25 protein-coding genes are annotated in these 25,519 nt (G+C 67.6%); 9 read left to right on the forward strand and 16 right to left on the reverse strand.

Annotated elements, in window-relative coordinates:
- Positions 1 to 12 precede the first annotated feature (12 nt).
- On the reverse strand, positions 13 to 432 hold the full coding sequence (locus tag DFJ64_RS08810) for a VOC family protein (RefSeq protein WP_115850024.1): 420 nt from the start codon (positions 430 to 432) through the stop codon (positions 13 to 15).
- Between the two features lie 227 nt (positions 433 to 659).
- On the opposite strand from DFJ64_RS08810, the gene DFJ64_RS08815 reads away from it, so the two are divergent.
- The 3 genes from DFJ64_RS08815 (at position 660) to DFJ64_RS08825 (ending at position 4,073) form a co-directional block, all read left to right on the forward strand.
- The gene (locus DFJ64_RS08815) at positions 660 to 1,796 is read left to right on the forward strand and encodes a hypothetical protein (protein ID WP_115850025.1); all 1,137 of its coding nucleotides are present in this window, start codon (positions 660 to 662) and stop codon (positions 1,794 to 1,796) included.
- 72 nt (positions 1,797 to 1,868) lie between these two features.
- A complete protein-coding gene (locus tag DFJ64_RS08820) occupies positions 1,869 to 2,732 on the forward strand; it encodes an endonuclease/exonuclease/phosphatase family protein (RefSeq protein WP_115850026.1) in 864 nt (287 codons plus the stop codon).
- A 189-nt stretch (positions 2,733 to 2,921) separates the two neighbouring features.
- Positions 2,922 to 4,073, forward strand: a complete 1,152-nt coding sequence (locus tag DFJ64_RS08825; protein WP_115850027.1) for an aminotransferase class V-fold PLP-dependent enzyme — start codon at positions 2,922 to 2,924, stop codon at positions 4,071 to 4,073.
- A gap of 114 nt (positions 4,074 to 4,187) precedes the next feature.
- Here DFJ64_RS08825 and DFJ64_RS08830 read toward each other — a convergent pair whose 3' ends face one another.
- Complete coding sequence (locus tag DFJ64_RS08830; RefSeq protein WP_115851935.1) at positions 4,188 to 5,555, reverse strand: TrpB-like pyridoxal phosphate-dependent enzyme; 1,368 nt, start codon at positions 5,553 to 5,555, stop codon at positions 4,188 to 4,190.
- A gap of 419 nt (positions 5,556 to 5,974) precedes the next feature.
- Between DFJ64_RS08830 and DFJ64_RS08835 the strand changes: the two genes are divergently transcribed.
- Positions 5,975 to 6,739, forward strand: a complete 765-nt coding sequence (locus DFJ64_RS08835) for a helix-turn-helix domain-containing protein (RefSeq protein ID WP_211310544.1) — start codon at positions 5,975 to 5,977, stop codon at positions 6,737 to 6,739.
- Between the two features lie 26 nt (positions 6,740 to 6,765).
- On the opposite strand, the gene DFJ64_RS08840 is transcribed toward DFJ64_RS08835, so the two are convergent.
- The 6 genes from DFJ64_RS08840 to DFJ64_RS19425 form a co-directional block, all read right to left on the reverse strand.
- On the reverse strand, positions 6,766 to 7,500 hold the full coding sequence (locus DFJ64_RS08840) for an HAD hydrolase-like protein (protein WP_115850028.1): 735 nt from the start codon (positions 7,498 to 7,500) through the stop codon (positions 6,766 to 6,768).
- A gap of 112 nt (positions 7,501 to 7,612) precedes the next feature.
- Positions 7,613 to 8,389, reverse strand: coding sequence for a class I SAM-dependent methyltransferase (locus tag DFJ64_RS08845; protein ID WP_115850029.1), 777 nt, complete (start codon positions 8,387 to 8,389; stop codon positions 7,613 to 7,615).
- 93 nt (positions 8,390 to 8,482) lie between these two features.
- Positions 8,483 to 8,758 carry a DUF6199 family natural product biosynthesis protein gene (locus DFJ64_RS19225; RefSeq protein WP_147304649.1) on the reverse strand — a complete coding sequence of 92 codons (276 nt, stop codon included), beginning with the start codon at positions 8,756 to 8,758 and terminating at the stop codon, positions 8,483 to 8,485.
- Between the two features lie 410 nt (positions 8,759 to 9,168).
- Positions 9,169 to 10,791 carry a phosphodiester glycosidase family protein gene (locus DFJ64_RS08850; protein ID WP_115850030.1) on the reverse strand — a complete coding sequence of 541 codons (1,623 nt, stop codon included), beginning with the start codon at positions 10,789 to 10,791 and terminating at the stop codon, positions 9,169 to 9,171.
- A 546-nt stretch (positions 10,792 to 11,337) separates the two neighbouring features.
- Entirely contained in the window at positions 11,338 to 11,721 is a 384-nt protein-coding gene (locus DFJ64_RS08855) for a DoxX family protein (protein WP_115850031.1), read from the reverse strand.
- 191 nt (positions 11,722 to 11,912) lie between these two features.
- Entirely contained in the window at positions 11,913 to 12,455 is a 543-nt protein-coding gene (locus tag DFJ64_RS19425) for an SH3 domain-containing protein (RefSeq protein WP_211310545.1), read from the reverse strand.
- Positions 12,456 to 12,922: 467 nt separating this feature from the next.
- On the opposite strand from DFJ64_RS19425, the gene DFJ64_RS08865 reads away from it, so the two are divergent.
- A complete protein-coding gene (locus DFJ64_RS08865) occupies positions 12,923 to 13,390 on the forward strand; it encodes an SRPBCC family protein (RefSeq protein ID WP_115850033.1) in 468 nt (155 codons plus the stop codon).
- 159 nt (positions 13,391 to 13,549) lie between these two features.
- On the opposite strand, the gene DFJ64_RS08870 is transcribed toward DFJ64_RS08865, so the two are convergent.
- The 3 genes from DFJ64_RS08870 to DFJ64_RS08880 form a co-directional block, all read right to left on the reverse strand.
- Positions 13,550 to 14,146: a DinB family protein gene (locus DFJ64_RS08870; protein WP_245941020.1), complete on the reverse strand. Its 597-nt coding sequence runs from the start codon at positions 14,144 to 14,146 to the stop codon at positions 13,550 to 13,552.
- A gap of 161 nt (positions 14,147 to 14,307) precedes the next feature.
- Entirely contained in the window at positions 14,308 to 15,192 is an 885-nt protein-coding gene (locus DFJ64_RS08875) for a TIGR03560 family F420-dependent LLM class oxidoreductase (RefSeq protein WP_115850034.1), read from the reverse strand.
- A gap of 167 nt (positions 15,193 to 15,359) precedes the next feature.
- Positions 15,360 to 15,815 (reverse strand): hypothetical protein, encoded by a 456-nt coding sequence (locus tag DFJ64_RS08880; protein ID WP_211310546.1) that lies wholly within the window; start codon positions 15,813 to 15,815, stop codon positions 15,360 to 15,362.
- A gap of 371 nt (positions 15,816 to 16,186) precedes the next feature.
- On the opposite strand from DFJ64_RS08880, the gene DFJ64_RS08885 reads away from it, so the two are divergent.
- Complete coding sequence (locus tag DFJ64_RS08885) at positions 16,187 to 17,158, forward strand: GlxA family transcriptional regulator (protein WP_115850035.1); 972 nt, start codon at positions 16,187 to 16,189, stop codon at positions 17,156 to 17,158.
- Between the two features lie 43 nt (positions 17,159 to 17,201).
- Here the strand turns inward: DFJ64_RS08885 and DFJ64_RS08890 are convergent, their stop codons facing one another.
- The gene (locus DFJ64_RS08890) at positions 17,202 to 18,227 is read right to left on the reverse strand and encodes an SDR family oxidoreductase (protein WP_115850036.1); all 1,026 of its coding nucleotides are present in this window, start codon (positions 18,225 to 18,227) and stop codon (positions 17,202 to 17,204) included.
- 62 nt (positions 18,228 to 18,289) lie between these two features.
- On the opposite strand from DFJ64_RS08890, the gene DFJ64_RS08895 reads away from it, so the two are divergent.
- On the forward strand, positions 18,290 to 18,895 hold the full coding sequence (locus DFJ64_RS08895; protein ID WP_115850037.1) for a TetR/AcrR family transcriptional regulator: 606 nt from the start codon (positions 18,290 to 18,292) through the stop codon (positions 18,893 to 18,895).
- A 19-nt stretch (positions 18,896 to 18,914) separates the two neighbouring features.
- On the opposite strand, the gene DFJ64_RS08900 is transcribed toward DFJ64_RS08895, so the two are convergent.
- Positions 18,915 to 19,982: a phosphotransferase enzyme family protein gene (locus tag DFJ64_RS08900; protein ID WP_170152556.1), complete on the reverse strand. Its 1,068-nt coding sequence runs from the start codon at positions 19,980 to 19,982 to the stop codon at positions 18,915 to 18,917.
- A gap of 65 nt (positions 19,983 to 20,047) precedes the next feature.
- Positions 20,048 to 20,917 (reverse strand): phosphotransferase family protein, encoded by an 870-nt coding sequence (locus DFJ64_RS08905; RefSeq protein ID WP_115850039.1) that lies wholly within the window; start codon positions 20,915 to 20,917, stop codon positions 20,048 to 20,050.
- Positions 20,918 to 21,037: 120 nt separating this feature from the next.
- Here DFJ64_RS08905 and DFJ64_RS08910 point away from each other — a divergent pair, with 120 nt between their 5' ends.
- Positions 21,038 to 21,847, forward strand: a complete 810-nt coding sequence (locus tag DFJ64_RS08910; RefSeq protein WP_115850040.1) for a RibD family protein — start codon at positions 21,038 to 21,040, stop codon at positions 21,845 to 21,847.
- 175 nt (positions 21,848 to 22,022) lie between these two features.
- Here the strand turns inward: DFJ64_RS08910 and DFJ64_RS08915 are convergent, their stop codons facing one another.
- Entirely contained in the window at positions 22,023 to 22,667 is a 645-nt protein-coding gene (locus DFJ64_RS08915) for a hypothetical protein (protein WP_115850041.1), read from the reverse strand.
- Positions 22,668 to 23,145: 478 nt separating this feature from the next.
- Here DFJ64_RS08915 and DFJ64_RS08920 point away from each other — a divergent pair, with 478 nt between their 5' ends.
- Positions 23,146 to 24,546: an NsdA family TPR-like regulatory protein gene (locus tag DFJ64_RS08920; RefSeq protein WP_115850042.1), complete on the forward strand. Its 1,401-nt coding sequence runs from the start codon at positions 23,146 to 23,148 to the stop codon at positions 24,544 to 24,546.
- On the opposite strand, the gene DFJ64_RS08925 is transcribed toward DFJ64_RS08920, so the two are convergent.
- Positions 24,547 to 25,488, reverse strand: a complete 942-nt coding sequence (locus DFJ64_RS08925; RefSeq protein ID WP_211310547.1) for a phosphotransferase family protein — start codon at positions 25,486 to 25,488, stop codon at positions 24,547 to 24,549.
- Between the last annotated feature and the right edge of the window lie 31 nt (positions 25,489 to 25,519).

Genomic DNA, 25,519 nt, shown 5'->3' on the forward strand with positions numbered 1-25,519 from the left:
CGAACCCCGTCGTCAGCGCAGTGTCGTCGAGCCGTCGTCGTGGATCGTCCAGAACGGGTTGTGCGCGACCTCCCACGCATGACCGTCGGGGTCGGTGAACACCCCCGAGTAGCCGCCCCACGACGTCGGCGCGCCGGGCCGCTTGACGGTGCCACCGGCCCGCTCGACCTCGGCGAGCACCGCGTCGACCTCCTCCGGCGACCGCACGTTGTGCGCCAAGGTGATGCCGCCCCAACCGCCGCTGTCGGTGACGACCGTGTCCTCGGCAAGGCGGGCTCGATCCCACAACGCGACGACCAGCCCCGGCATCTGGTAGAAGGCCACGTCATCCTCGGGCCTGGACTGCGTCCGCCAGCCGAGCGCCTCGTAGAAGGCACGGGCACGGGCGAGGTCGGCGACACCGAGCGTGATCAAGCTGAGTCGTTGTTCCACCCGGCGATGGTACGCGCACCACCCAGGGGACGTTCGCGGTCGCGCGTTCGCGGTCCCTGAGCAGCTCGCCCGGGGACGTGGCCCCCCCGCGCACGTCGGCGAGGGGCGTCGACGTGCTGAAGGTCGGACCAACGTCGGCATCCCGTCGTGGTGTCTGGCGTCCGCCACGGCGCCACCGCGCCGCCATCCCGGCACGTCCGTGTCGTTTGGGCTATAGGGTCGGGGCCGTGAGTGAGATCGACGCCGTCCTGGCGAGCCCGCGTGGACGCCGCTTCTGCTTCGAGGTCGCCGCCGTCCTCGACGAGGACATTCGCGGCGCCTTGTGGACCGTCTCCTCGCGTTCCGACGACGAGGACGTCGCAGCGTCGCTCACCGGCGCCCTCCGCGCCATCGACACGGCCTCGGTCGGCGCGCTGTCGGAGCAGGTGGTGACCGAGTGCCTCGCTGACGCCGTCTGCGAGGCACGGTACTGGCAGGAGCCCGACCCGGAGGACATCGTCCTCGCTCGCCCGGACGTCGCGAACGCGCTCGCGCCGCTGGCGGCGACGCTGCTGACCGCCGACGCGACGAGCTGGTGGCGCTCGCCCGCCGACCTGGACGACCAGCGCTTCGTGGAGTGGCTGGGCGAGTACGCCACCGAGCCGCCGTCGCTGTCGGGCAGTCGCGAACGCCTGGCCAGGTGGCGCGACGACACGGTGGCCGAGGAAGAGCGGGCGGCGCGGGAACGCCCCACCGACCCGCGGGCGAGCGTCTCGGGCGTGTGGTGGTCGACACCGCCGTCCGATGGGCTGGCGCACACCTGTCGTGCCCGACTTTGGCTCGGCGCGATGCAGCTGCTCCTGACCGAGGACGACGCCGGATGGGAGCACGCCCGCGTCTGGCCGCTCCGGCCAACCCGTGAGGTCCGCGTCTTCGAGATCACCGGGCCGGAAGCTTGGGCCGCGCTCGTCGATGGCTACCCGCTGCGCCTCACCGCGTCCAGGCGGCACGACTGGTGGCGTACCACTGGCGTGGACACCGAGTGGTACATCCCCGACTGGACGGCGGTCGCGCGGGACTACGACGCCGTCCACCTCACGATGGTCGGCTACCTCACGACGCCCGGCACCGCGATCCCCGTGCGCGGCGGCGCGACCGTCCTCGCCGGCTGGAACCCGGACGAGACGTACTGGCTCGCCGACCTGCTCGAGCCCGCCGGCGAGCCGGTCGAGTGGGAGCGCCGCGACACCGGCCGCGACCACGACGAGTGGACGCCCGTGGCGTCGGGCGCTCGACGTCCCGTCGGTTCGCCCGAGGAGCGGAACCTCCCGCGAGACGGTCACCGGATGCCGGCCAGCTACACCGACCAATCGCGAGACAGCTAGGAGCGACGCAGCCACACGGCCGCTCCTGGCCAAGGGCCCGCGGAGATCCAACGACATCCCTACGGTGTCGCTATGCGACGTTCTCACCTCAGCAGACGACGCCTGTTGGGGATCGGGGCCACGGCCGGTGCCGCCGGCCTCGGTAGTGCCCTCCCGACGACTCCCGCCGTCGCCGCCGAGCACGGCATGGCGGCAGCGAGGACGCGGCGGCGCCATGCGATCAGGATCGCGACGTTCAACATTCACCACGGCGCCGGACCCGACGACGTCCTCGACCTCGAGCACACCGCCGAGGTGATCGCGGCGACCGACGCCGACGTCGTCGCTGTGCAAGAAGTCGACCGGCACTTCAGAGATCGGAGCGACTGGAAGGACCAGGCTGGCGAGCTCGCTCGCATGCTGGCGATGCGGGTCGTCTTCGGCGCCAACATCGACCTGGACCCGCTCGAGCCGGGTCAGCCGAGACGTCAGTACGGGTGCGCGATCCTGACCCAGGGTGCGATCCTCTCCTGGCGCAACACGTGGTTGCCGAAGTACCCGACCAGCGAGCAACGCGGCCTGCTCGAAGCGGTCGTCCAGATCCACGGCACACGCCTCCGCGTCGCCACGACCCACATGCAACACACGGACGACGCCGAATGGCAGGAACAGGCGGACGCGATCGTCGATCTTCTCGCCGGTTCCCCCGAACCGGTTTTCCTCACCGGCGACACTAACGCGGTGCCGGAGTTCCCCGGCATGACCACGTTCACCAGCCGTTTCACCGACGTCTGGGCCGCGGTGGGCATCGGCGAAGGGCTCACCACCTCGCACTGGCGTTTCGACTACATCTTCACGCCACCGAACGCGGACATCCGCCACGCCTGGCTCATCTGCACAGATGCCTCCGACCACCTGCCGCTGGTGGCCGATGTCGTGCTGCCTGAGACACGGTGACAGCGGCTCGGTCGCACGGTGACAGCTGTCGCTCGGTCGTCACGCCTGAGCGGATACGACCCGAGGTAAGGACGCGTCCCCTGGTGGCGGAACACCGTGCCTGGTCGGCATCCGTCCCCCGGGCCCCCAAGGCCAGCCCCACTATGCTGCTCGGGCAAGCAAGCGTTGCCGACCCTCCCACCAGGAGCCGTGACGGTGGAGTTCCTCCCCCGACCCGAGCTGTGGTCTCTCGACCCGCGCGCCCTGCACCTCAACCACGGTTCGTACGGCGCGGTCCCGCGGCGTACCCAGCACGTCGCCGGCGGGCTGCGGTCGGAGATGGAGTCGAACCCGATGGCGTGGTTTCGTGGCTTGCCGGAGCGGTTGGCGGCGAGCCGTCGACGGCTGGCGGAGTACCTCGGCGCCGATCCGGACGGCTTCGCGCTCGTGCCGAACGCCAGCGCCGGCGTGACCGTCGCCTTGTCCGCCGTCCCGATCGCCCCCGGTGAGCGCATCGTCCTCACCGACCACGCCTACGGCGCGGTCCGCTACGCCGCCGAGCGGGCGGGCACTCTGCGCGGCGCGGAGGTGGTCACCGTCCCCGTTCCGCTCGAGGCGGATGACGACGAGCTCCTGGCGGCGGTCGCCGACGCCCTCGACGACCGCACGGCCGTCGTGGTGATCGACCAGATCAGCTCGGCGACCGCGCGGGTGTTCCCCGTCGACCGGGTGGCGCGCCTGTGTCGGGACGCCGACGTCCCGGTCATCGTCGACGGCGCCCACGCGCCCGGGCTCATCGACCAGCCCATCGTGGACGGCGCCGACTTCTGGACCGGCAACTTCCACAAGTGGCCGTGCGCCCCACGTGGCACGGCCGGGCTCTTCGTCGCCGAGCGATGGCGGGACCGGACGAAGCCGCTGATCACGTCGTGGGCGGAGTACGACGAGCTGCCCGCGCGGTTCGACCAGCAGGGCACCGGCGACTACGTGCCGTGGTTGGCGGCGCCCACCTCGCTGGAGGTGCTCGAGGCCCTGGACTGGCCGCGCCGGCGCTCCTGGTTGACGACGATGCTGACCGAGGCCAGCACGATCGTCGCGAAGGCGCTCGGCACCTCCCTGCCAGACGTGACCACTCCGGCACCGACGATGCGGCTGGTCGAGCTGCCCGCCTCTGTCGCCGTGACGAGCGAGTCCGAGCGCGCCGCCCTCGCGGCCCAGGCGTCCGAGCGGATCGGGGCCGAGCTGGCCATCACCGCCTTCGGCGGCCGGTTGTTCGTGCGGCTGTCCGCGCACGCGTACAACTCGTTCCGCGACTACGAGCTGCTGGCCGAGCGTCTTCCGACGTTGCTGCGGGAGGGGTGACCATCCCAGCTCGACAGGGGCCCGAGCGCGCCGTCCGGCGCCGCTCAGCATGGCGGCCGTGCGTGGCTGGGCCCCTGTGACCGGACCCAGCCACGCACCGAAACGGAGTCGACCTCAGGCGTTGGTGACGGGCAGCGCCGCGGTGTTGGCGGCCACCTCGGCACTGTCCAGCTCGTGGTCGACGAGGTCACCGGCGAAGTACGCGGCGTACGCCGCGAGGTCGAGGTGCCCGTGCCCGCATAGCGCGGTGAGGATGACCTTCTCCTCGCCGGTCTCCTTGCAGCGCAGCGCCTCCTCGATGGCGGCGGCGAGCGCGTGCGTCGGCTCAGGCGCCGGGACGATGCCCTCGGTCCGCGCGAACCGGACACCCGCCTCGAAGCACTCCCGCTGCGTCTTCGCCACCGCCTCGATCAGCCCGAGCTCGTAGATGTGGGAGACGAGTGGGGACATGCCGTGGTAGCGCAGGCCGCCCGCGTGGATCGGGTCGGGGATGAAGGTGTGGCCGAGGGTGTGCATCTTCAAAAGCGGCGTCATCCCGGCGGTGTCGCCGAAGTCGTACGCGTAGACGCCCTTGGTGAGCGACGGACAGCTCGCCGGCTCCACCGCGCGGATCGTCACGTCCATGCGACCCGCGAGCTTCTCGCGCAGGAACGGGAAGGCGAGACCGCCGAAGTTCGAACCGCCACCGGTGCAGCCGACGATGAGATCCGGCGTCAACCCCACCTTGGCGAGCTGCGCCAGCGCCTCCTCGCCGATGACCGTCTGGTGCAGCAGCACGTGGTTGAGCACACTGCCCAGCGCGTAGTTCGTGTCGGCGTTCCGCGCGGCGACCTCCACCGCCTCGGAGATCGCGATACCGAGCGAACCAGGCGAGTCTGGGTCCTTCGCCAGCACCGCCCGGCCGGCCTCGGTGAGGTCCGAGGGAGACGGGTGGATGACGCCACCGAAGGTCTCGATCATGACCTTGCGATAGGGCTTCTGGTCGTAGGACGCCCGCACCTGCCAGACCTCGCAGTCAAGCCCGAACTGCGAGCACGCGAACGCCAGCGCCGTCCCCCACTGGCCGGCGCCCGTCTCCGTGGTCAGCCGGCGGATGCCCGCGGCGGCGTTGTAGTAGGCCTGCGGCACCGCGGTGTTCGGCTTGTGAGAGCCGGCGGGCGAGACGCCCTCGTACTTGTAGAAGATCTTGGCGGGCGTGCCGAGCGCCTTCTCCAGGCGACGCGCGCGGTAGAGGGGCGTGGGGCGCCACAGCCGGTAGACGTCCAGGACCTCCTCCGGGATGTCGATGTAGCGCTCGGTCGACACCTCCTGGAGGATCAGGTCCCGCGGGAACAGCGGCGCCAGGTCGTCCGGGCCGATCGGCTCCTTGGTGCCCGGGTGCAGGGCCGGCGGCGGAGGGCTCGGGAGGTCGGCGAGCAGGTTGTACCAGCGACGTGGCAGCTCGGACTCGTCGAGCAGGATCTTGGTGGGCTCGGTCGTCATGGCGGTCACAGTAGCTACGTCGAATCTTGGACCGGAAGGACCCCGCCACCAGGTGATCCGCGGCACATCCCGCACCCTCCCTGCGCACAAAGACGCAACGTGCTCGTTACGCATTGTCATCGAGCCTACGTATCTGGCTGCCTCGTTCGCGGATCAGTTGGGTAGGCGGGCGGCCGGCTGAACTCACGACCGCCCGCCGAATCTCGCGGGGGAGGGCACGGGGAGGGAGACCGCAAGGGATGGGCCGAAGTCCGCAGTACGGCCGCCGACCATCCATGCCCCTCTCCCCGATGGGGGTGCAGCAATTGCAACGCTGAGGGCACGGACACCAACACATCACTGGAAGGGAACTTACGGACATTTCCTCCGCGTAAAATGTCCCATCTCGCCCCATCGCATGTCCCTTGGAGCGGGGTCTCATGGCCAAGATGGTGAACGACCGCCTGCGCAGCACGCTCCGGGCGAACGGCTATACCGTGGCGGATCTCGCGGACGAGCTGGGTGTCGACGCCAAGACCGTCCAGCGATGGGTGACCCAAGGCCGCGTGCCACACCGGACCACCGCCCATCGCGCCGCGAAGCTGCTTGGTGTGCCCGCACACTGGCTGTGGCCGAGCCTCGAGAAATCCTCAGACAACGGCGCAGCAAGTGAAGTCGTCAACTTCTACCCGCACCGCGCCGACACCCCGAAGCAGCTCTGGCTCGACCTCCTGCTGTCGGTGCGGGAGCGGCTCGACATCTTGTCGAACGCGAGCCTGTTCTTGCCTGAGGACAACCCCGAGTCGATCGACATCATCCGTCACAAGGCCGCGAACGGTGTCGCCGTACGCATCTGCCTCGGCGACCCCGACAGCGACACCATCAGACTGCGCGGGTGGGAAGAGAAACTCGGTGAAGGCCTCGTCGGTCGAGTACGCATGGCACTCGCCTACTATCGCCCACTCCTCGGCGCGGAAGGCGTCACTTTTCACCTGCACCAAACGACGTTGTACAACAGCATCTTCCGGTACGACGACCAGATGCTGATCAACCAGCATGCCCTCGGCATCTACGGCTACATGGCGCCGATCCTGCACCTGCGCCGTATCGAAGGCGCCGACCTCTTCGACACCTACATGAAAAGCTTCGAACGCGCCTGGGAGGAGTCCTACCCATACGTACCCAAGGACAGCTCGAGCCGGTGAGTCGCAGAGTGAGGCGAGCCGGCCAACTAGTTGCGCCTGCTCTCCAGCTCGATCCCCGTCACCTTGGCCAGCGTCGCCACGACCACATGCGGATCAGTGAGATCCGGAAGCGTCGCGTGTGCCCCCGCTGCCGACAACTCGTCCTCGCTCGCCTGACCAGTCGCAACGCCGATCACCAGGGCGCCACCGTTCAGGGCCGCCTCCACGTCTCGCTCCGTGTCACCAACGAGCAGGGTGTCAGCAGGTCCAAACTCGTAGCCATATTTGCGCGTGGCCTTCGTTTGGGCTATGCGTACCAGGCTCGCTCGGACCGGGGCGTCGGAGCCGTATCCGCCGACTTCGAGGTCCAAGACGGACAGAGACTCCCCTAGCAGTCGAAGCTTCGTCGCCGCGTTCGGCGCGATGTTCCCGGTCAGAACAGACTGCACGACGAGGTCGATCTCGCTGAGCGTGGCGAGTGTCTCCGCGACGCCCGGCAGCATGAACCCCCGTCGGAGCAATTCCCCGACGTTGTGCTCCATCGCTGCTGCCAGCGCGGTTGTCACCTCGTGCTCGGTGAACACCGCCGGATCGGCCCCATTGTCGCTGAGCAGGCCACGCATGATCTCGGGATCGGTACGCCCGTCCGTGCGGGCAGGCCGCTCCGGCCGCCGTCCGGTTAATAACTCGAACGCACGGGCGTAGTTCTCTTTCGAGACACCCGCATTCTCGATCAGCGTGTGGTCCACGTCCCAAAGGACCAGCAGTCGGCGATCGGACATGCGCGAGGCGACCTCTCCCTACCCGACAACACCGCCATCGACGGTACATGATTCAGATGTCGATTGACATGTCGAGCCAGCGCTGTCCGCTCGTCGGCCGTGGCATCCCGCGTCAGGGAGCGTCATCCGGCTTGACCGCCCTGATGATGTAACGGTGGTTGTGGACGACCAAGGGTCCCTCGGCGCGAATCCGGCGATCGAGCTCTCTCAGCTTCGCGTCGTAGCGCGTCACGTCAAACCCAGGCGCCTGCCACGACACGATCGTCAGCTGGTAGACCACCTCCGCGATGTTGTGAAAACGCACCGCTGGGAACGCCTCGACGGCTTCGAGCACCTGGAAGCCTTGGCGCTCGAGTCCCGCCACCGCGCCCGCGCAGGTGTCGGAGTCGGGCTCGAGCGCTGGCGGGGCGCCGAGTGCGGCGTTGAGCTCCAGGTCGTTGCGGCTCCCGACTTGCTGCATGAGGAAGTGCCCGCCGGGTGCAAGGGCCCGCCACACCTCCGCGACATCGAACGCCGCATGCCGGTTCAGGACGAGGTCGAACTCGCCATCCTCCACGGGCAACGTCTCTCCATGAGCTCGGCGGACTTCCACACCGAGAGGTTCGAGACGCTCCCGCGCGACACGAATGTTCGGCTCCCACCCTTCCGTGGCCACGGTGTGCGGCGGAAGCGGCGCCAGCGATGCCAGGACCTCGCCGCCTCCGGTGTCCATGTCGAGGAGACGCCTCGAACGACTGATCGCGTCGCGCGCGAGGTTCGGGTACGACCAGGGCAAGGGATCCGTGCTCGTACGGCCTTCGAGGTAGTCGAAGTCCCATCGGCGCATAGCATCGGCGGCCGCGAGCGCGTCGGCGACAAGCTCGTCGTAGCTGAGGTTCACGTCATCCACGTTCCTGATGGGAGGCTCAGACCGCTCAGTCAGGGCTACTCTGGCAAGAGGCCCTGGCACCAGTCCTCTGGTGACAGGAGACCATCCTCCTCGTCATTCTCTTCCAGGCACTCCTGGTACTGCTTGTCCTGCTGAGCGCGCTCCCAGTCGGTCGACGCTTGAGGCGATATGAATCCAGAGACCGATGAAGACCACCAGGAAAATGCCACCGAACACCCGCATCGTCGTGTACGCGGCGTCGCTCGGCTCGTTGGCCTCAGGGTTCTTGTACTGCCAGGCCGCGGTCTTCCGCCAGAATGATCCTGGCGAGATCAGCATCCACAGCATGAGACCGCAAAGCGTCATCAGCATAAGGTACACGAATCCCATCGGCACTCCAGTGGTTGAGGTGACCTCGACTTCTCCACGAGGCCACTCAGCGTGTCACTGATCTCGCCACGATTAGACTTGACCGCGTCGCGCGGCCCTCGGGAACCTGGGCGAGTCGGTGAAGTATCTCACCAGCAGCCAACGGGGGCGACGGTGTGCCTGGATGGGCATCGAACTTTGCCAGAGCACAACGGGCTACCTGCTCTCTCGCACCCGGCAGCTGCCAATCGGCGTACCGCGCGGCGGCAACGACCTATTCCTCCCGGACGAGGCACAGTCGACCTCGTGAACGGCACCTCGCTCGTGTCCCTTGGCTGCACGAGACAGCAGCGATCCGACACGTGCGGCAAGTGGCCTTGGCAAGTGCAGAGTCGAACAACGCCGCTCTTCAGCGGAAGCGTTGACGACGGTCACCGCCGCACGACGATGTAGTTGCCGAGCGACCGTTGCCCGGTCGCGTCCGACGGGCGGTTGACGATGCCCTCCTGTGTGGCCATGACGCTCGAGCCGCCGCCGTCGAGGTTGACGGCCTCGCGGGCACCGAGCAGCTTCATGAGCTCGGCTGCTTGGGCGACGCCAAGTCCTTCGCTGTAGCCGGCCTGGCGCCCGTCGACGACGACGAGCATGAGGCGGCCCTGCTCGTCCACGCCCATCATCGTTCGGGGGTTGCCTCGTACCACCCAGTTGTACGTGAACGTCTGGTCGGAGCCCTCCCGGATCAGGCCGTCACCACGCGCGTTCACTGACACCTGACCGTCTCTCACCAGGGTGGGACCGGCCTGCACGATCGTCGTGTCCTTGGTGAGTGCCACGACGTCGCCGTCACCGTCGACGACGCGGGAGATGACCTTGACTCGCCGGCCCAGCGCGGTGTGGTCGAGCAGCCACGGGGCCAGGTCTCCCGTCGCCTGGATCGTCGCGCCACCGGGCGGGATCGCGGTCCCGCGGTGCTCGTGGATGGCGACGACGGTGTTTCGCGCGTCCAAGACCACTTCAGCGCCCGCACCGGTCGGTGTCGTCGGGCCCCACTGGTGGGTGAAGAGGACGAGCTCGCTGTCGTCGGTACACATGAGGTCGTGTTGCGGGTTCTCCGTCGGCACGTCGCCACCGATCCCACCACAGTTCCAGACGCGGCCGGGCAGCCTGTTCACCGCGTCGAGCACCGTCGTCGTCCGATCCAGGTGGACGCGAATCGTGGAGCGGAACGTGTCGACGTCGACCGTCCGGCCACCGTTGCGCAGGAGCACTCCACCCCGCCCGTTCGTCGCGGACGTGAGGAGATCGCCGCCGCTGACGAACAGTCCGCCCGGCGCGCTGTCGTAGAACCACTGGCCGTTGACGCCCGCTAGCGCGGACGTCTCGGCGAGATGGTCGGTCAGCTTTTCCAGCGTGGACAGCGTCTCGCCGTACTCCGCCTCGACACGACCGTCGAAGACGTCGAAGTCGATCCTCATGATGTGGACCTTCTGCGGGGCGAGCGGATCCGTCCCGTCCTGGGCGGTGTAACGGGTGCCGCCCGCGAACCCGGCGGCACGCAGACGGGACAGCTCCTCCGCCGCCTCCGCCGATGTCTCGTAGGCACCGACACGCACGATCCAGCCAAGTGTTCCAGCCGGATAGTCGGCGAACTCCGGCATTAGGACTTCTTCGAGCCGAGGCTCGAAACCCTTCTCACGCAATGCGTCCGCGACCCGCTCGGCGATCGGACGCGGACCCAGTGCCGTGTTAGCCGTCGGCAGTGGGTCGTCGATAGCGCCAGGGAGGTAGACGTGGACCGTCCAGAAGTCGTTCTCGTCCTTCTCACCGAGGGTGAGCGACGTCAGGGTCACCCCAGGTGCGATGGTCCGTGTTTCGGGCGGTGCGCTGATCGGTAGCTGACCGCCGAAGAACCCGGAGGACGCGGCACCGGCGTCTGATCTCGTGCCGACCTCGCCGGTTGTGACGCGCGGTGCCGTCGCCTGGGCCGACGTGAACGTCGTGCCGGCCAGAGCGAGGACAGCGGTTGCAGCGACGATCGCACTGCGGGCGCCCATCGGTGCCTCCTTGTCGACGGCTGTGCGGCTGGACGCTAGCAACGTGCGCCCGTCTCGTAAGGCACTTTCCACTGAGCCGTCCGGAGGCAGCCGTCCGGAGGCGGCACCTGGAGGGCAGCGTCGTAGGCCAGTGCGCTGTTCGCAGCTATGCGACAACTGTCGCAGCGCCGCTCAGGCGAGCGCTATGACACCGGCCCGAGACCGGAGAGGAATGTGTTCTCCCGGTCAGGTGAAGCCCTCGTAGGGGCGATGAGGACGTTCTTGTATGGGACAGTTGAGCTGGCGGAGCTGGTTGCGACCCCTCGTGGTGGGCGATGAAGACCCGATGGTAAGCCCTAGGTCCGACACTGCTTTCGCCCAGCGACGCGACGGCAGTTTGCAGCAGACCTCCGGTTGCGCACCCGGCCCCGGCGTGTCGCTGCGACGACAGCATGGCTGGCCACCTCCGCGACCACAAGAAGGTCGCCGCCTAGGAGCGGCCTGGTGAACCACGCACCCCGACCGCTCCTCCCGCCAGCGTCCGTCTGCAGAGTTCGAGTGCCGGTGTCACCCCAGGAAGGACTCGGGGCCGAAGCGACCCCACGCAACGAAGCCGGCCAGGGCTAGGTAGACAGCGTTCGCCACCAGGTGCGCGTTCTCGCGACGTCGTAGGTGGACGATCATCGCGCCCACCATCAGCAGGATCACTCCCACGGCGGCCAGCGGCACCAGGACCGGTGCGAGGTCGAGGACGGCGGGCAGGACCAAGCCGACCGCGGCCAGGACTTCGAGAACTCCAATGAGCTTGACGGCGGCGGCGCTGTAGTTCTCGACCCATCCCGCACCGCGAACCGCGAGCAGCTTTTCCCTCGGAACGGCCAGCTTGACGACACCGGCCAGCAAGAAGACGAACGCGAGCAGCGCGGCGACGATCCACAGGGCGAGATTCATGGCTTTGCCTCCCTTCACGAGCGAACCTCGTGCAGGAGACGAGGAAGGACCTCAGCCCTGTGACATCCCGCCGCGTGACGTGCGTCACGCGGCATTGGTCGGCGCGCCGGGCAACGCGGCCGGCGCGCTATCGCTCAAAGCAGAAGTGAGGTGGCGAGGCCTCGACCCGGCCACCTCACGTGAAGAGCTCGTCAGCAGTACGGCGGAGCCGCGCCGACGTTCGCCACGTACCGGGCGGCCACCCACTGGCCACCGCCGTCACCGGTCAGCTGGTACCAGCGAGGGTTGCCGTCGACCACCTGGCTGTCGACCTTGCAGACGATGAACAGCCGCGCGCCCAGCGTCGCCGAGGACACCTTCGCGTTCGCTGTGTTGGGACCGCTGCGAACGTTCAGGACGGAGGTGGTCACGCGTCCGACGTATTCCTTCCCGTCACCGCAGAATCGCGGCGCCGAGCCGATGTTGGCGACGTACCGAGCGGTCACCCACTTCTTGGTGGAAAGCTTGTACCAGAGCGAGTTGCCGTCGACCGACGGTCCGAAGACCTTACACTGGATGGTGACGGTCGCGCCGGAATTCAAGCTACCGACCTTGGTCGCGGCTGTCGTTGGCGCGCTACGGATACTGAGGAAGGCGGTAACCCTGCCCTTGTAGGTTGTGGCCGCGTGGGCTGGCGGCGCCGCCGCTATCGTGGCCGCCGACAGCAGGGCGGCCGCGGCGGTTGCGACCGTCACCTGACCTGCGCGACGAAGAGGGACGTGGACGCGGCTCAGCCGTCGGAGGGCAGCAGCGCGTTCGCGGATGCGGAGACCGAGTCGTCGCAGGCCGGAGCTGTTCCCACCGGCGGTGGTGGATGTGCGATGAGTCATGATGGCTCTCTTTCCCCGTGTTTTGCCCGGCACTAACTAAGACTCCTCGCGCCGGGTCGGGGTTGCCGGCCGCGCGAACGTTTCCCGCTCGACGAGCGCGAGCGCCGAGGAGGTGGCCGCGGACGAGGCGTGCGAGACGCAAATTTGCGCACGCCTTCCGTTGACCGACGGGTCGCTCCCCCTCTTCGCCGCGAGGACGTCGCTGGGGACGGCTCGCCGCCGGGCGCCTTGAAAGAACTGTCGATCAGGCTCCGCCGATAGCGATGAGTTCTCGGACCGAGAGCCGTCTCTAGAGGCGACACCGCAGAGCACACGCACGAAGGAGCGGAACCATGGCGGAGACGACGTTCACCGCTGAGCCCAACCGTCACGACGCCACCACGGTGTCCCTGATCGACGCGCCCCTGCCCGCCGTGTACAAGGCGTACACCGACGCCGACCTCTACAGCCAGTGGTGGGCGCCGCCGGAGCTCACGGTCCGCGTCGACCGGTTCGAGCCCGTGACGGGCGGATCCTGGCGGATCGTCAACGTCGACGCGGACGGCAACGAGTACGCGTTCCGCGGTGTCTTCCACGAGGTGTCGCCGGAGCGGATCGTCCAGACCTGGGAGTTCGAGGCCATGCCCGGCCACGTCTCACTCGAGACTGTGACGTTCGAGGAGGTCGACGGCAAGACCAAAGTGACCAGCCACACGGTGTGCCAGTCGATCGAGGATCGGGACGGGCTCAAGGACTCCGGTATGGAAGCTCACGCGCCCGTCGGCATGAACCAGCTCGAGAAGGTCGCGCAGAGCCTCTGAATTTCCGTCGTCCGGTTGGCTGTGGACGCACCCGGCGGCCCGGGTCACGCCCCGTCGTGACCTGGGCCGTTTCACGAGACAAAGACAGCAGGGGGATGAGGCCGGGTCCCCTGTGGCCGCGTCGCCGGAGAGGTGCCGTCCGACGGATGAGGCCGTCGGCTACTGACCTACGCGCCCGTCAATCCGCTCACGCAGCAAATCGGCGTGGCCGTTGTGCCGGGCGTACTCCTCGATCATGTGGACGAGGACCTCGCGCAGAGTCAACCCCGACCTCGTGCCCACGATCTCAAGGCTCGGCGCCTCGTCGACGAAGCGGTCAGCGAAGGCGACCTCCGACCGCCACCTCCTCCACGCCTCGGCGACGACCTCCGGGTCGGGCACGGCGCCGTTGAAGTCGGCGTCCCGATCCTCGGCGGTCCGGTAGTGCCGCTGACCGTCCTCCCCGGCCAGGTCCAGCCGGAACCACGTCTGCTCCACACCTGCCATGTGGCGCACCAACCCCAGAAGCGACAGGTTGGACGGGGGCACCGACCGCCGGGCCAGGTCCGCCGCGTCCAGCCCGGCACACTTCAGCTCCAACGTCAGCCGCTGGTCCCGCAGGTATCCCACGAGGGTGGCCTTCTCGCCCTGGAAGCCTCCCTCGCTACGGGGATCCTCCTCGGGCTTGACGAACATGTTCGACCAGCCGAACCTCCGGTCGCTCGGTGAGATTCGGGTATCGCCAAGGTTGGGCTGGGGCGCCGGATTGTCGATCATGGGGTCCCATTAGAGGCCTCTACCGCACACGACAGCAACCGGAATTCGCGGCGAGCACCCGCCGCGCGAGACAAAGCGGTGGTCGGCGACGACGACGGTTGCTCCGCGATCGAGCTGGTCCAGACCGCTCACCGAGCGAGCGGACACCAAGGCGTCCAAAGCTATGTGCCGCCTGCACCGATCGGGGCGACCGCGCGAGCCGCGTCGCCGACCGTCCGGACGGCGTCCTCGGTCCACGGGCCCCTCGTGATCACGACGACGTGGTCGAGACCGAGGTTGGCCAGCTCCACACACCGGCGCGCGAACTCGTCCGCGGACTCACCCGGCTCGATCCGGGTGGAGATGGTCGTCTCGATCTCCTCGTACGGACGCCCGATCGCCGCGCAATGGTCGGCCAGGACGCTGAGCTTGTGCCGGACGGTCCTGCCTCCGTCCGGGATGTCGAACACGTTGCAGGCGTCGGCGTACCGTGCGACCAGCCTGAGGGTCTTTCGCTCGCCCGTGCCGCCGACCAGGATCCGTGGGCGCTTGATCGGATGAGGACTGTCGACCGGGTGAGCGAGCTGATAGTGCCGACCCTCGAACGGGGACTCGTCACCGGACCACATCTGGTGCGCGAGCCGCAGCGTCTCCTCGAGGCGCTCGAACCGCTCGGTCGCCGGGCCGAACGGCAGCCCCATGTCCCGCGCCTCGCCCTCGTGGTGCCCGGCGCCGATCCCGAACCACGCGCGACCGCCCGAGAGGACGTCCAGGGTGCTGATCGACTTGATCAGGACAGCGGGCGGACGGAAGGTCACGCCGGCGACCAGGGCACCCAGGCGGACCCGCTCGGTACGCGCGGCGAGGAACCCGAGCGTCGTCACCGCCTCGAGGTGCTCGGTGTGCCCAGGGTCGACGAACGGGTCCGCCTGGAGGAGATGGTCGGCGACCCAGACGGTGTCGACGCCCACCTCGTCCGCGACCCGCGCGACCCGGCTGAGGTTCGTTCTGATGCTCGCCGCACCGCCCGGCCAGGAGTAGTTCGTCACGCCGATGCTGACACGCATGTGGCCTCGCCTTCTCTCGGCTCCTCCGGGACAGCCTCCCCAGGGATCCGCCGCGCGGCGCCCCTTCGGCACCAACGATCGACCGCCCGCTGGTGCTCCCTGGCCGGCACCCGGTCGAGGCGGGATGTGCGGCGGAGCGCTCGGCGTTCGACATGGGTCCGTCGACGTCACGGTGACTCGGACACCTGGCCGCCAGCGGCGACGACCTCGTGGCACGCGCTCGGCGAGGCGTGCGCGTGGTGGTGCGTGTACTCCCCTCGCCGGGCCAGCATCGCGCCGAGCATGAACAGCGGCATCAGGATGTGCCCGACGACCATGAAGGTGGCGGTGCTGATCGCGCCCACCCACAACGGCGGGAGCAAGACCAGGAAGCCGGCGAACATCGCGGCCACCATCTCCACCGTCAGCAGCGCGCGGTGACGCCGGTACACCATCCAGGCGACCATGGGGATGGACATCGCGGTCGCCATCACGATCCCCGCGACATCAGGCCGGTGCACCCAGCTCTCCGCGGGAGCGTCGCTGGTCGCCATGACCCAGAGCGGGTAAAGCGCCATGCCGAGCAGCATGGCGACGATCATTTCGAGGTAGTGCCGGACGAAGATCCAGATCGGTTTTCTCACCACGCACCCCCAACCAGTGCCCGGCACCGCGACCGCTCAGCGTCCGGGCGATCTCGAACAAGCGCCGACGACCCTGCGCGCGGCCATGCCTTCTCGGCTCTTCACGAGGTCACTCGGTCGTGGGCATGGCCGCCGGACCGCCGTCTCGAGCGAGAACGTAGGCACGGCGGCAGGCCAGGGGCACGTCGTCGCGGCACGCGTGGCCGCGATCCTGGTGATCGTGTCCGAAACAGCCGCCCGCTGGGCGGGAGGGGGTGGCCGGCGGACCTCATCACCACCGTCCCGAGCGGGCCAGCGGCGTTGTCGAGCATGCCGCCTGGCGAGTCTCCACACCGCCCGGTCTAGACAGCTTCGGCTCGTACTGTGGAGACATGCCCGGAGCACGGAGGGTCGTCGTCGTGGGGTATCCCGCCGCCGAGGCGCTGGATATCGCCTGCGTCGTCTCGACCCTCAAGATCGCGAACTACGTGCGGGGAACGACCGAGTACCGAGCTGAGCTGGTCTCGCTGGGCGGGGCGCCGATCCACACCGCCACGGGGTTGACGGTGCACGCGGATGCCGCACTGGAGCGCGTCACAGGACCACTCGACACGCTCATCGTGTCGGGCGGGCTCGGGTACGTGGGGGCGATGGAGGATCAGCAGCTGGTCGCACACGTCCGACGCCTCGCCCGCGAGAGTCGCCGGGTGGCCTCCGTGTGTACCGGCGCGGGCATCCTGGCCGCGGCGGGCCTGCTCGACGGACGCCGCGCGGCGACCCATTGGGACCACGCTGAGTACCTGGCGAAGCGGTTCCCGACAGTGGAGTTTGATCCGGTGCCGATCTTCGTCGTCGACGGCTCGCTGTGCACGTCGGCGGGCGTGACCGCGGCGTTAGACCTGTGCTTGTCGTTCGTCGAGTCTGACGTCGGGCCGGACGTCGCCCGGGCGGTCGCGCGGCAGCTGGTCACCTACATGCAGCGGCCGGGAAACCAGGCGCAGATGAGTGTCTTCACCTCCGCGACTCCACGTCACTCAGTCGTCCAGCAGGCCGTCGAGTACATCGAGACGCACCTCGGCCAGGAGCTGACACCGGCGCTGGTCGCTCGGCATGTCGGGGTCAGCGAGCGGCACCTGACGCGGCTGTTCACGCGTGATCTGACCGTGAGCCCGGCGAGGTTCATCCGCCGACGCCGCGCGAGCGCCGCCGCGCGGCTGCTGTCCGAGACGAACCTGACCCAGGACGCGATCGCCGCCCGCGTCGGCTTCCGGACGGTCGAGACGATGCGCCAGGCGTTCCAACAGTTCTATGGCGTCTCGCCGTCCCACTTCCAGTCGACCCAGCGCAGCACCCAGCGACCGTGACGCCTCGAGGCTCGGGGAGTACTCCGGAACTCTTGCCGCGGGCTCAGGCCAATCCGCGCTCCAGGAGGCTTCGCGCGCTCGCAACAACCGCCTCGTGCGTGGGCCGCAGAGGACGGCCAAGAAGCTGAAGACCGCTGGAGACGTCATAGCTGCGAGGAACATCGAGCCGGGAGAGGTTGTCGCGCAAGGACTTGTTGAACAGCGCGACCACGCGCGCCATCCACGCCGGCATGCGTCGAGCTGGGATCCTCTCCGCATGTTCGGGGAATCCCTCGCGCAGCATTCGGGCGATGTCAGCCAACGGAACACCGTTGTTCGCGACGATATGACGCTGTCCGCCGGCTTCTGCTGTCTCCATCGCGGCCACGTGTGCGTCCGCCACGTCTCGCACGTCGACATAGGGGAAGATGAGGTTCGGAATCATCGCCATCTCGCCCTTCAGCAGGCGCTGGATGATGGCGACCGACGTTCCAGGATCATCGTCCAGCAACGGCCCTAACATCGTGCCCGGGTTGATGACCGCAAGCTTCTGCCTGGCACCTTCGGAATCCACCAGTCGCCAGGCCTGCTGTTCCGCCAATGTCTTGGACTTGTGGTAGGCGTTGACGTGAGGACCGTCGACCCGGGTCCAGTCGTGCGTGGTGAATGGCCGACCATAGCTGACGTGACCGCCGTCGATCGCCACAACCGACGAGGTGAGGACGATTCGCTCATGGCCGGCCTCGAGCCCCGCGCGGATCGCCCTCCGCGTCCCCTCGACCGCGGGGCGGATTAGCGCGTCCTCGTCCTTGGGCATCGTCAACACGAAGGGTGAGGCGACGTGGTGCAGATAGCGGCATCCCTCGGCGGCTTCAGCCCAACCGCGATCGTCGAGCAGATCGAGCACGCACAGCTCAAGCCGTGTGATATCCGCACCGGCCGCTCGAAAGCTTTCCCGTACCTGACTCGCTCGAGCTGGGTCGCGTATGCTTCCACGAATGGAGTAGCCTCGCTTCAGAAGCGCGGCAGCGACGTAACCCCCCAAGAATCCCGAAATTCCAGTGACGAGGACGCGCTTCTCGGACGACATACTCACACTGATTCCTTCGATGTCAGGTCCAAACCGTACGAGCTGATCTTAACAATGTCAAGATGAAGCGGAGCTATCACCACGGGGACCTGAGGCAGGCGCTGATCGACGGCGCGTTGGAGGTGCTGGCGGAGAAGGGTGTCGACGGCTTCAGCCTCCGCGAGACGGCGCGCCGTGTGGGAGTGTCGCCGGCGGCGTACAAGCACCACTTCGCCGATACCAGAGCCCTGCTGACCGCGCTCGCGGCCCTCGCGTTCACGCGGCTGGCGAACCTGCTCGAACAGGCGTGCGCAGCGGTGGACCTGGAGCGGCGTGACTGTCTCAGAGCTCAGGCCGCCGCCTACCTCGAGTTCGCGCTGACCGAACCGGCGCTGTTCGACCTGATGTGGCGGACTCCGCTGCTCGATCTGTCCGATCCGACGTTGGTGGCGGAGAAGACGCGCGCCTTCGAGTGCCTCGACCGAGTGGTACGAGGGCCCGATGCGCCACGCGTCCCACCGGACGACCCAGCCATGGCCCCCGCCATCACCTGTTGGTCGCTCGTCCACGGTTTCGCGCGTCTCGTGCTGGATGGGACGCTCGGCCACGACGGTGAGGCACGGACGCGTGCGGCCAGCCGCCTGCTTCCGCTCATGCTCGACCTGGTGACGATCCCGGAGGACGTGTGAGACGCACGCCGGGAGCCCGCTAGGTGAACGCCACGCGCCAGCGTTCCAGGTCGCGTGCGATCGGGAGGGTCCGGTGGAGCTCACGGACCAGGATCTCCGCGAGACGACGGGCGGAGGCCTCGTCGAGCCTGGTGATGTGGCCGAACGCCCACAGTTGCTGACGCGCGAGCGCTGCCGGAATGGCCGCTCGTTCCTCCGGTGCGAGGGGGTGGTCGAGGCCGCTCTCGTAGCGGTCGACCAGACGGCGTAGCAAGGGGATCCGCTCGTCTTCGGGTGGTGTGAGCGTGAGGTCGGCGAAGAAGAGCGTCAGGGCGAGGTCATCCACCCGTGGACGGTGCCCGAGGAAGTCGAAGTCGATGACAGCGGCGACGTTCCCGCAACGGAACAGCACGTTGTTGTCCCAGAAGTCGCCGTGAACGAGCTGCCGGCGCGTCGGTGGCGAGGCGGCTTCCGCGGCGGCGACGATGTCCGCGAGCTCTTCCGCCTCGTCGCACATCCGTTGGACGTCCCTCCTGACGCTGTCTCCCCAGGAGCGGATCCGCGCGACACCTCGGGCGGTCGTCGCGAGCGCGTCCGTCGCGTCGACCGCGTTGGCGAAGTCCGGGTACCGCGTCTCGGTCGAGGCACCGACACCAGCGAGCGTGGCGTGGATGCGGCCGAGCAACGGCATGCCAGCGTCGAGACGCGTCCAGGTGTCCATGTGGGCGTCGTGCGCGACGTACTCCTCGACCTCGACGAGGCGCCCATCGACCGAGATCCACGGCTGTTCGTCGATCGTAGGGATGAGCGCGGGGATAGGCATTCCCGCATCGCGCAGCAGGCCTCGGATGCGTTGCAGGTCCGCGAGTCGTCGCGAGGTGACTCTGGGCAGATACGCCCGAACGACGACAGGACGTCCGTATTGTTCGGCGAGCAGGTTGAGATTGACGCCCCTCTCGACACCGGTGGGGTCGTCAAGGTCCCGCACTCCAGAGCCGGTGAGCAGCCGCGGTTCACCGGTGAGCCGATACGCCGCCCACACCTCGGCCAGCAGCTCCCTGGTCGGCGTGGAGCACTCCGCCTGCTCGCCTTCGATGCTTTCCGTCATCTGTGCGTCTCCTGGCATCGATCCCATGTCGTCCGCGACGTGTCGCCAGCGTCGGCGGAGGCCGCTCACACCAGCCGCTCGTACTGGGTCTGGGCGAGGTGGCCGCGCGCCTTCTCGACATCCCCCTCGTCTGCGAACCGAACGGCGTGGTGGATGACAAAGGCGAGGAGGTAGAGCGGCAGGAGAAGCTCTCGGTCACCGGGTCCGAGAGTGTCCCGCCCGTATCCGTCGAGGAGCGCGTCCAGCGCGGCGACGCCGTCCCAGAGGGGCACGCGGGCCAGGTCCCAGCGGGGGTCACCGACCTGGGCTTGGTCGAAGTCGATGAGCCCCAGGTACTCATCACCGCTGACAAGGATGTGCCCGCCCTCCAGGTCGCCGTGGAGCAGCCGGCCGTCCGACCAGCTGTGCAGGTCCGCGGCTGCCTCGTCGTAGCGCGCTTCGAGCCGACGACCCACCCGCGAGTCCAGAACGCCCGCGTCGACGAGCGTGCGGATGCCGTCCTCCCGCGCCGACCGGACGAACGGGCACCAGCTGTCCGCGTGGCCAGCGATCCCGCGACCGTCGGGAACGATGGGGCCGAAGCCAGGAAGCCTGATCTCGTGCAGCGTCCGCAAGTCTTCCCCGGCCCGCCGCCAGGCGAACGAGTTGTCCTTGTCGCGCCGTTCCTCGGACCACAGGGAAACGCCGTCGAGAAACTCCAGGGCCATCGCCTCGGGGTCGGTTCCGGTGGCGAGAACGCGCGGTACCCGCACATCGTGTGCCGCCGCGGCTTGGTACGCCCGCGCCTCCGCCAGAACCGAGTGGCCATGTGTCGACAGCTTCAGCACGACGGTCCGCGTCCCCATGTCGAGGAGGTAGACGCCGTCACTGCCAGTAGGGCGCACTCCGACAGGGGTGGTTCCCAGCAACCGCTCCGCTACCGCGACGACATCCATCCCGTCAACCCTGACCGCTTGAGACCCGCGGTCGCAAGCCGATATCAGGCAGCTGTCGGTGGTCGCTGGTAGACGCGGCGTTGTCCCTTCTCGAGGCCTCCGCGAGGAGTCAGGCGAGCGATGACGCAGGGGTCTGCATCTGGCGACACTGGTCGGCCACGGGTCGTGGTCTCGGTGACGATGTCGGTCGACGGACGGATCGCGCTCCGCCGCGGTCAGCTGTGGACCGACGAGGACGCCTCGTTGATCTTTCCACCCCGGCCGCCCAGCAGCCAAGCGCTCGAGGACGCGCGTACGTCGCTGCTCGACAAGCTGTACCAGCCGCAGGCCTTCCTCGAGGGGAGCGGATCGTTCGTCCGGGACTCGGCCGGCCCGCTGACCGGGCTTCCCACAGACATCGATGAGCCGCCCGACGTGCTCTACACCGACTTCCTTCCCAAGGAGGTCGTCGAAAGGCCCGGTCACGAGAAGTGGTTGACGGCTGTCGACAGCCGCGGCCGAGTGCGCTGGGAAATGAAGAGCACCGGCGAGTGGGACGTCCTCGTGCTGGTGGCCCGGGCCACACCCGCGGCGCACCTGGCCTACCTGCGCAGAGAACGCATCCCGTACCTCGTGGTCGGTGACGAGCGCGTGGATCTCGACGCGGCCCTGCGCCGGATGCGGGAACGCCTGGGCGTCACCTGTGTCGTGTCGACGGCGGGTGGCGGTCTCAACGGCGCGCTGCTTCGGGCGGGACTCATCGACGAGATCCACCTCCTCGTCACCCCGCAAGTGATCGGCGGCCTCGGCACACCGACCGTCTTCGACGGTCCCCCGCTCGCCATTGGCGAGACACCCACTCGCCTGCGACTGCTCTCCTGTCACGTGGAGACCGACGGAATGCTCTGGCTTCGCTACGAGGTCATCCGCGACACAACGACGACCGCCTAGATCGGGCTACGTCACCCACGGCGATACGCCGACGCCGCCCCTCCTCACTACCACATCAGCGACTCGCGATGGACCAGTCCGTCGCCGCGCTGTCAGCCAAGGCTTGGACGCTACCTAGGAAGTCTCGCCGCCTATTGCTGGGCGGGCGGTCCGAGCGCTGCGATGATCGGACGCCTCAGCGCGAGACGACGTCGACTTCGGCGTCCGTTCGGCGCACACCGTGCGGCCTGTCCGTCGTTCCCGGCGGTCGACCAGCCCGGCAAACCCCATCAGCGCCTAGGCGATCTGTCGAATCACCACGAGCCGACCGTCGGGCGGCGATCTGGTCGGCGATCCACCACACAGCCGCGCGTCGCGACCTGAACCCGTCAGCATGCGCGATAGCGGGCTCGAAGCCGAACGCAGCGGTCCAGATCCGACTGCCACGTGGGCCCTGCCGCCAAGCGACCGCCCCCACGAGCTCCGTCTTCTCGCTCGGCGTGGCCCGACCCGTCGTGACCAAGTACGTCTCGGGGCCGCCGTCGTCGGAGAACTGGCGACCCGGGTGCAGCCACAACCCTGCCACCAGCACCGGCGGGGAGCCGTAACCGATGTGACGCACCGTTGTGCACCACCACGTGACAGGCTCGCTGGCGAACGTCTGCAGGTAGACCACCCCACAGGACCGGCAGACCACGCGCAGCGTCACTTCGCCCGGCTCACCCTTGGAACCGCGTTCGACGTGCTGGGCGACCTCCCAGCCCGGGCCAGCCGCACAGCCAGCCGCGTGAGCATACCCGGTGAACTCGAAATAGTGAGCGGTCGTCGACAGCGGGCTCATCAAGCCTCCCCACAACCAAGCCACGCCGGGTCCATCGACCCGTCACGCCGCACGTTTCTCGATACGTTCCTCGAAACGAAAGCGCGCTGACACCGCACCACGTCCAGCGCCGCCGGCGAGGGCGCGACGTCCGTGCAGTCCGCCCACGCCGGCACCGACGTGGACCTGGCAGCAGCGCCCGCGCAAACCCAGCAAGCGCCGCCGCCAGGAGCCAAGAAGCTTCTGGACCCACCCGGGGTCCCCTGTCGCCGTCCTATCGCCTGGCTACGAACCAGAGAGATCAGACCCAACCTCCCCTACGTAGACGACCTCGCCATGGCTGTCGACGCGCGAAACGACTCCGCCTCGCGCGTCGATGACGTCCGCATCCCTGGCACTTCCGTGGACCGTGCGATGTAGCGATTCTTGGCTGTGAACAGCCCGCACAATAGGGCACAGAAAGGGGCACACTTGGACTCTTGGGGCATGGAGGTGATCGATGGCCAACGACCGTCTCGCAGCGCTCATGAGGGAAGCCGGCTTTTCTGCTCCCGATGGCTCCGTGGGACGCAAGGTCTTCGCGCGCGCCGTACAGGAGGTGGCGGCGAGTCATGGTGTCGTGCGAAAGTTCAACCACACGTATGTCTCCCGTTGGCTGCGGGGCGTACTTCCCCGCGATGTCGAGACGCGCGGATTCATCGCCGAGGCGCTGGCCAAGAGGCTTGGACGACCCGTCGCCCTCCATGAAATTGGTTTGGACTCGCCAGACGTGGTGCCGCCTGACCTTGGAACTCGGTATCCCGCGAAACACACGGAGAGTACTCAGGTCCTAGCCAGACTTCTGCAGGCCGATCTCGATCAATTGCCAATCTTCCTGCGTGCGGTGCCAGACGTCGCCGCTTGGAACGAGGCTGCGCTGACGTGGCTGGTGTCTTCCGGTCCGCCCGAACGGCCAACCGGCAATACGGGACATCGGGTGGGCACAGCGGACGTGGCACGCGTCCGGGCGATGGTGCGCTCGTTTGATCAACTAGACGGTCAGTTCGGGGGAGGTCACGCTCGCCGGGCGCTGGTCGAGTATCTCCGACACGACCTCACGAGACTACTTTCTGGGACATATAGCGAGGAAGTAGGCCGACAGCTGTTCGAAGCAGCCGCGCAAGCCCTCCAACTGGTCGCGTGGATGTCCTACGACGCGGGATTGCACGATCTTGCGGGACGGTATTTCGTCCAAGCACTACGACTGGCGGAGTCATCTGGAAATCGACTACTCGCAGCTAGCGTTCTCGATGCGATGAGCCATCAGGCAACGTTTCTCGGGCGATTAAGCGAAGCGGTTAATCTCGCTCGATCTGCTCGACTAGGGACATCGCGAAACTCTAGCCCCATTCTTACAGCACACTTCTACATGATGGAGGCCAGAGCACTCGCGCGACTTGGCGACACTAGCGGCTGCGACAAAGCACTAGCAGCAGCGATCGGCGAATTCGACCGACGAATCCCCGGAGACGGACCTCCTTGGATCCAATATTTCGACGATGCAGAGATGGCCGCCGAGATGGGCCACTGCAATCGTGACCTCGGTAGAGCGGAAATCGCCGCCGAGTACGCCTCGCAGTCTGTCAGGGCAAGCGACGGTGGCTACGCTAGAAGCGACTTCTTCGCGGCGATGGTCCTCGCAGATTCATACCTCGATCAAGGCGAGGAAGAGCAGGCCTGCCGAATCGCGTTGGATGCCTTGGAGATCGGCGAACAGCTCAGCTCCGCGCGTTGCCGCACCTACGTACAGGAGTTCCGCGATCGCCTCGCGAAAGTAGGATTTGCCAATCGCACTGTCCGGGAATTTGTCGAGCAGGCTCGATCCTACAAGCTATGGACGACACAAGCGACCACGCGATAGCTACAGAGGGCTCCAATTCTTGCGACTTGTGCCGCTCTGGAGTGATACAAGTCGCTTCTTAAGCTCCTGCTTGCTGCGGGCATTCCTTGCGGCATTGCGACTCAGCCAGGCAACCATACGCAGCTCGTGAATGTCGGCCAGGGTCTTATAGCCGGGCCACGTCATGATGTCGAAGCCATACACCTGGCAGAACTCGGCGTACTCCTCCCGAGTGTGCCAGCCGAAGCGTTCATAGTAAAGCGCGGTTTGCACGAGATCCCATTCGCGGGGACCGCGGCAGAAGTTGTCCAGGTCGATGAGAACTGGATTGCCTGACCTGTCGAGGATGACGTTTCCGACATTGGCATCACCATGGATTGGTCCACGGGAAAGAGTGAACTCCAAGGATGCGAACCGAGACTGAGTCTCAGAGATCCTCGCCTCAAGGAAAGCACACTCCTCCTCGGTGAGTACGGCGTCAACGTCGTGCATCCGGCGTATGACTCGGTCAAACACCGCAATGTCAGGAAGCTGGAGCGATGGCGGCGCCTCCAGCTCGTGCAGGCGCCGGATGAGATCAGCTACGTGTGGGAGAGGAGCGTAGTCTTCCGCATCGGAGATTGACTCCCAGAACGTGACGACACGTCCTTCGGCGTAGACGGGCTGCTCGACCTCCAAGGCTCGAGTGGCCGGGTAGTCAACAGCCCGCAGCCAGCGTGCCACCTCCACTTGCCGGCTCGCGCTCTCGGCCACATCCGATCCTTGCGCGATACGGACGATCACCGGGCTTCGCAGGCGGAAGACGGCGTTGGATCCGATGCGGATCAACTCGGCATCGCTCGGATCGAGGTTCACCTGTCGACACGCGGTCGTGAGCACCCGGCGAGCGACCCCAGGTGTCATCGCGCCCTGGTCCCCAACGGTGCCGTCCGGACTTGGTGTGGTACCACCTGGCTGCGCCATGACATGGACCGTACTGCGCTCAGCAGGCGCA

The organism is Thermasporomyces composti (assembly GCF_003386795.1).
Lineage (GTDB): Bacteria > Actinomycetota > Actinomycetes > Propionibacteriales > Actinopolymorphaceae > Thermasporomyces > Thermasporomyces composti.

Excerpts from the sequence above, each read along its gene's own strand:
- DFJ64_RS08820 (WP_115850026.1), top strand. The coding sequence starts at position 1,869 with ATGCGACGTTCTCACCTCAGCAGACGACGCCTGTTGGGGATCGGGGCC.
- DFJ64_RS08830 (WP_115851935.1), bottom strand. The coding sequence starts at position 5,555 with ATGACGACCGAGCCCACCAAGATCCTGCTCGACGAGTCCGAGCTGCCA.
- DFJ64_RS08835 (WP_211310544.1), top strand. The coding sequence starts at position 5,975 with ATGGCCAAGATGGTGAACGACCGCCTGCGCAGCACGCTCCGGGCGAAC.
- DFJ64_RS08840 (WP_115850028.1), bottom strand. The coding sequence starts at position 7,500 with ATGTCCGATCGCCGACTGCTGGTCCTTTGGGACGTGGACCACACGCTG.
- DFJ64_RS19225 (WP_147304649.1), bottom strand. The coding sequence starts at position 8,758 with ATGGGATTCGTGTACCTTATGCTGATGACGCTTTGCGGTCTCATGCTG.
- DFJ64_RS08850 (WP_115850030.1), bottom strand. The coding sequence starts at position 10,791 with ATGGGCGCCCGCAGTGCGATCGTCGCTGCAACCGCTGTCCTCGCTCTG.
- DFJ64_RS08855 (WP_115850031.1), bottom strand. The coding sequence starts at position 11,721 with ATGAATCTCGCCCTGTGGATCGTCGCCGCGCTGCTCGCGTTCGTCTTC.
- DFJ64_RS08865 (WP_115850033.1), top strand. The coding sequence starts at position 12,923 with ATGGCGGAGACGACGTTCACCGCTGAGCCCAACCGTCACGACGCCACC.
- DFJ64_RS08870 (WP_245941020.1), bottom strand. The coding sequence starts at position 14,146 with ATGATCGACAATCCGGCGCCCCAGCCCAACCTTGGCGATACCCGAATC.
- DFJ64_RS08875 (WP_115850034.1), bottom strand. The coding sequence starts at position 15,192 with ATGCGTGTCAGCATCGGCGTGACGAACTACTCCTGGCCGGGCGGTGCG.
- DFJ64_RS08885 (WP_115850035.1), top strand. The coding sequence starts at position 16,187 with ATGCCCGGAGCACGGAGGGTCGTCGTCGTGGGGTATCCCGCCGCCGAG.
- DFJ64_RS08890 (WP_115850036.1), bottom strand. The coding sequence starts at position 18,227 with ATGTCGTCCGAGAAGCGCGTCCTCGTCACTGGAATTTCGGGATTCTTG.
- DFJ64_RS08895 (WP_115850037.1), top strand. The coding sequence starts at position 18,290 with ATGAAGCGGAGCTATCACCACGGGGACCTGAGGCAGGCGCTGATCGAC.
- DFJ64_RS08900 (WP_170152556.1), bottom strand. The coding sequence starts at position 19,982 with ATGACGGAAAGCATCGAAGGCGAGCAGGCGGAGTGCTCCACGCCGACC.
- DFJ64_RS08905 (WP_115850039.1), bottom strand. The coding sequence starts at position 20,917 with ATGGATGTCGTCGCGGTAGCGGAGCGGTTGCTGGGAACCACCCCTGTC.
- DFJ64_RS08910 (WP_115850040.1), top strand. The coding sequence starts at position 21,038 with ATGACGCAGGGGTCTGCATCTGGCGACACTGGTCGGCCACGGGTCGTG.
- DFJ64_RS08915 (WP_115850041.1), bottom strand. The coding sequence starts at position 22,667 with ATGAGCCCGCTGTCGACGACCGCTCACTATTTCGAGTTCACCGGGTAT.
- DFJ64_RS08920 (WP_115850042.1), top strand. The coding sequence starts at position 23,146 with ATGGCCAACGACCGTCTCGCAGCGCTCATGAGGGAAGCCGGCTTTTCT.
- DFJ64_RS08925 (WP_211310547.1), bottom strand. The coding sequence starts at position 25,488 with ATGGCGCAGCCAGGTGGTACCACACCAAGTCCGGACGGCACCGTTGGG.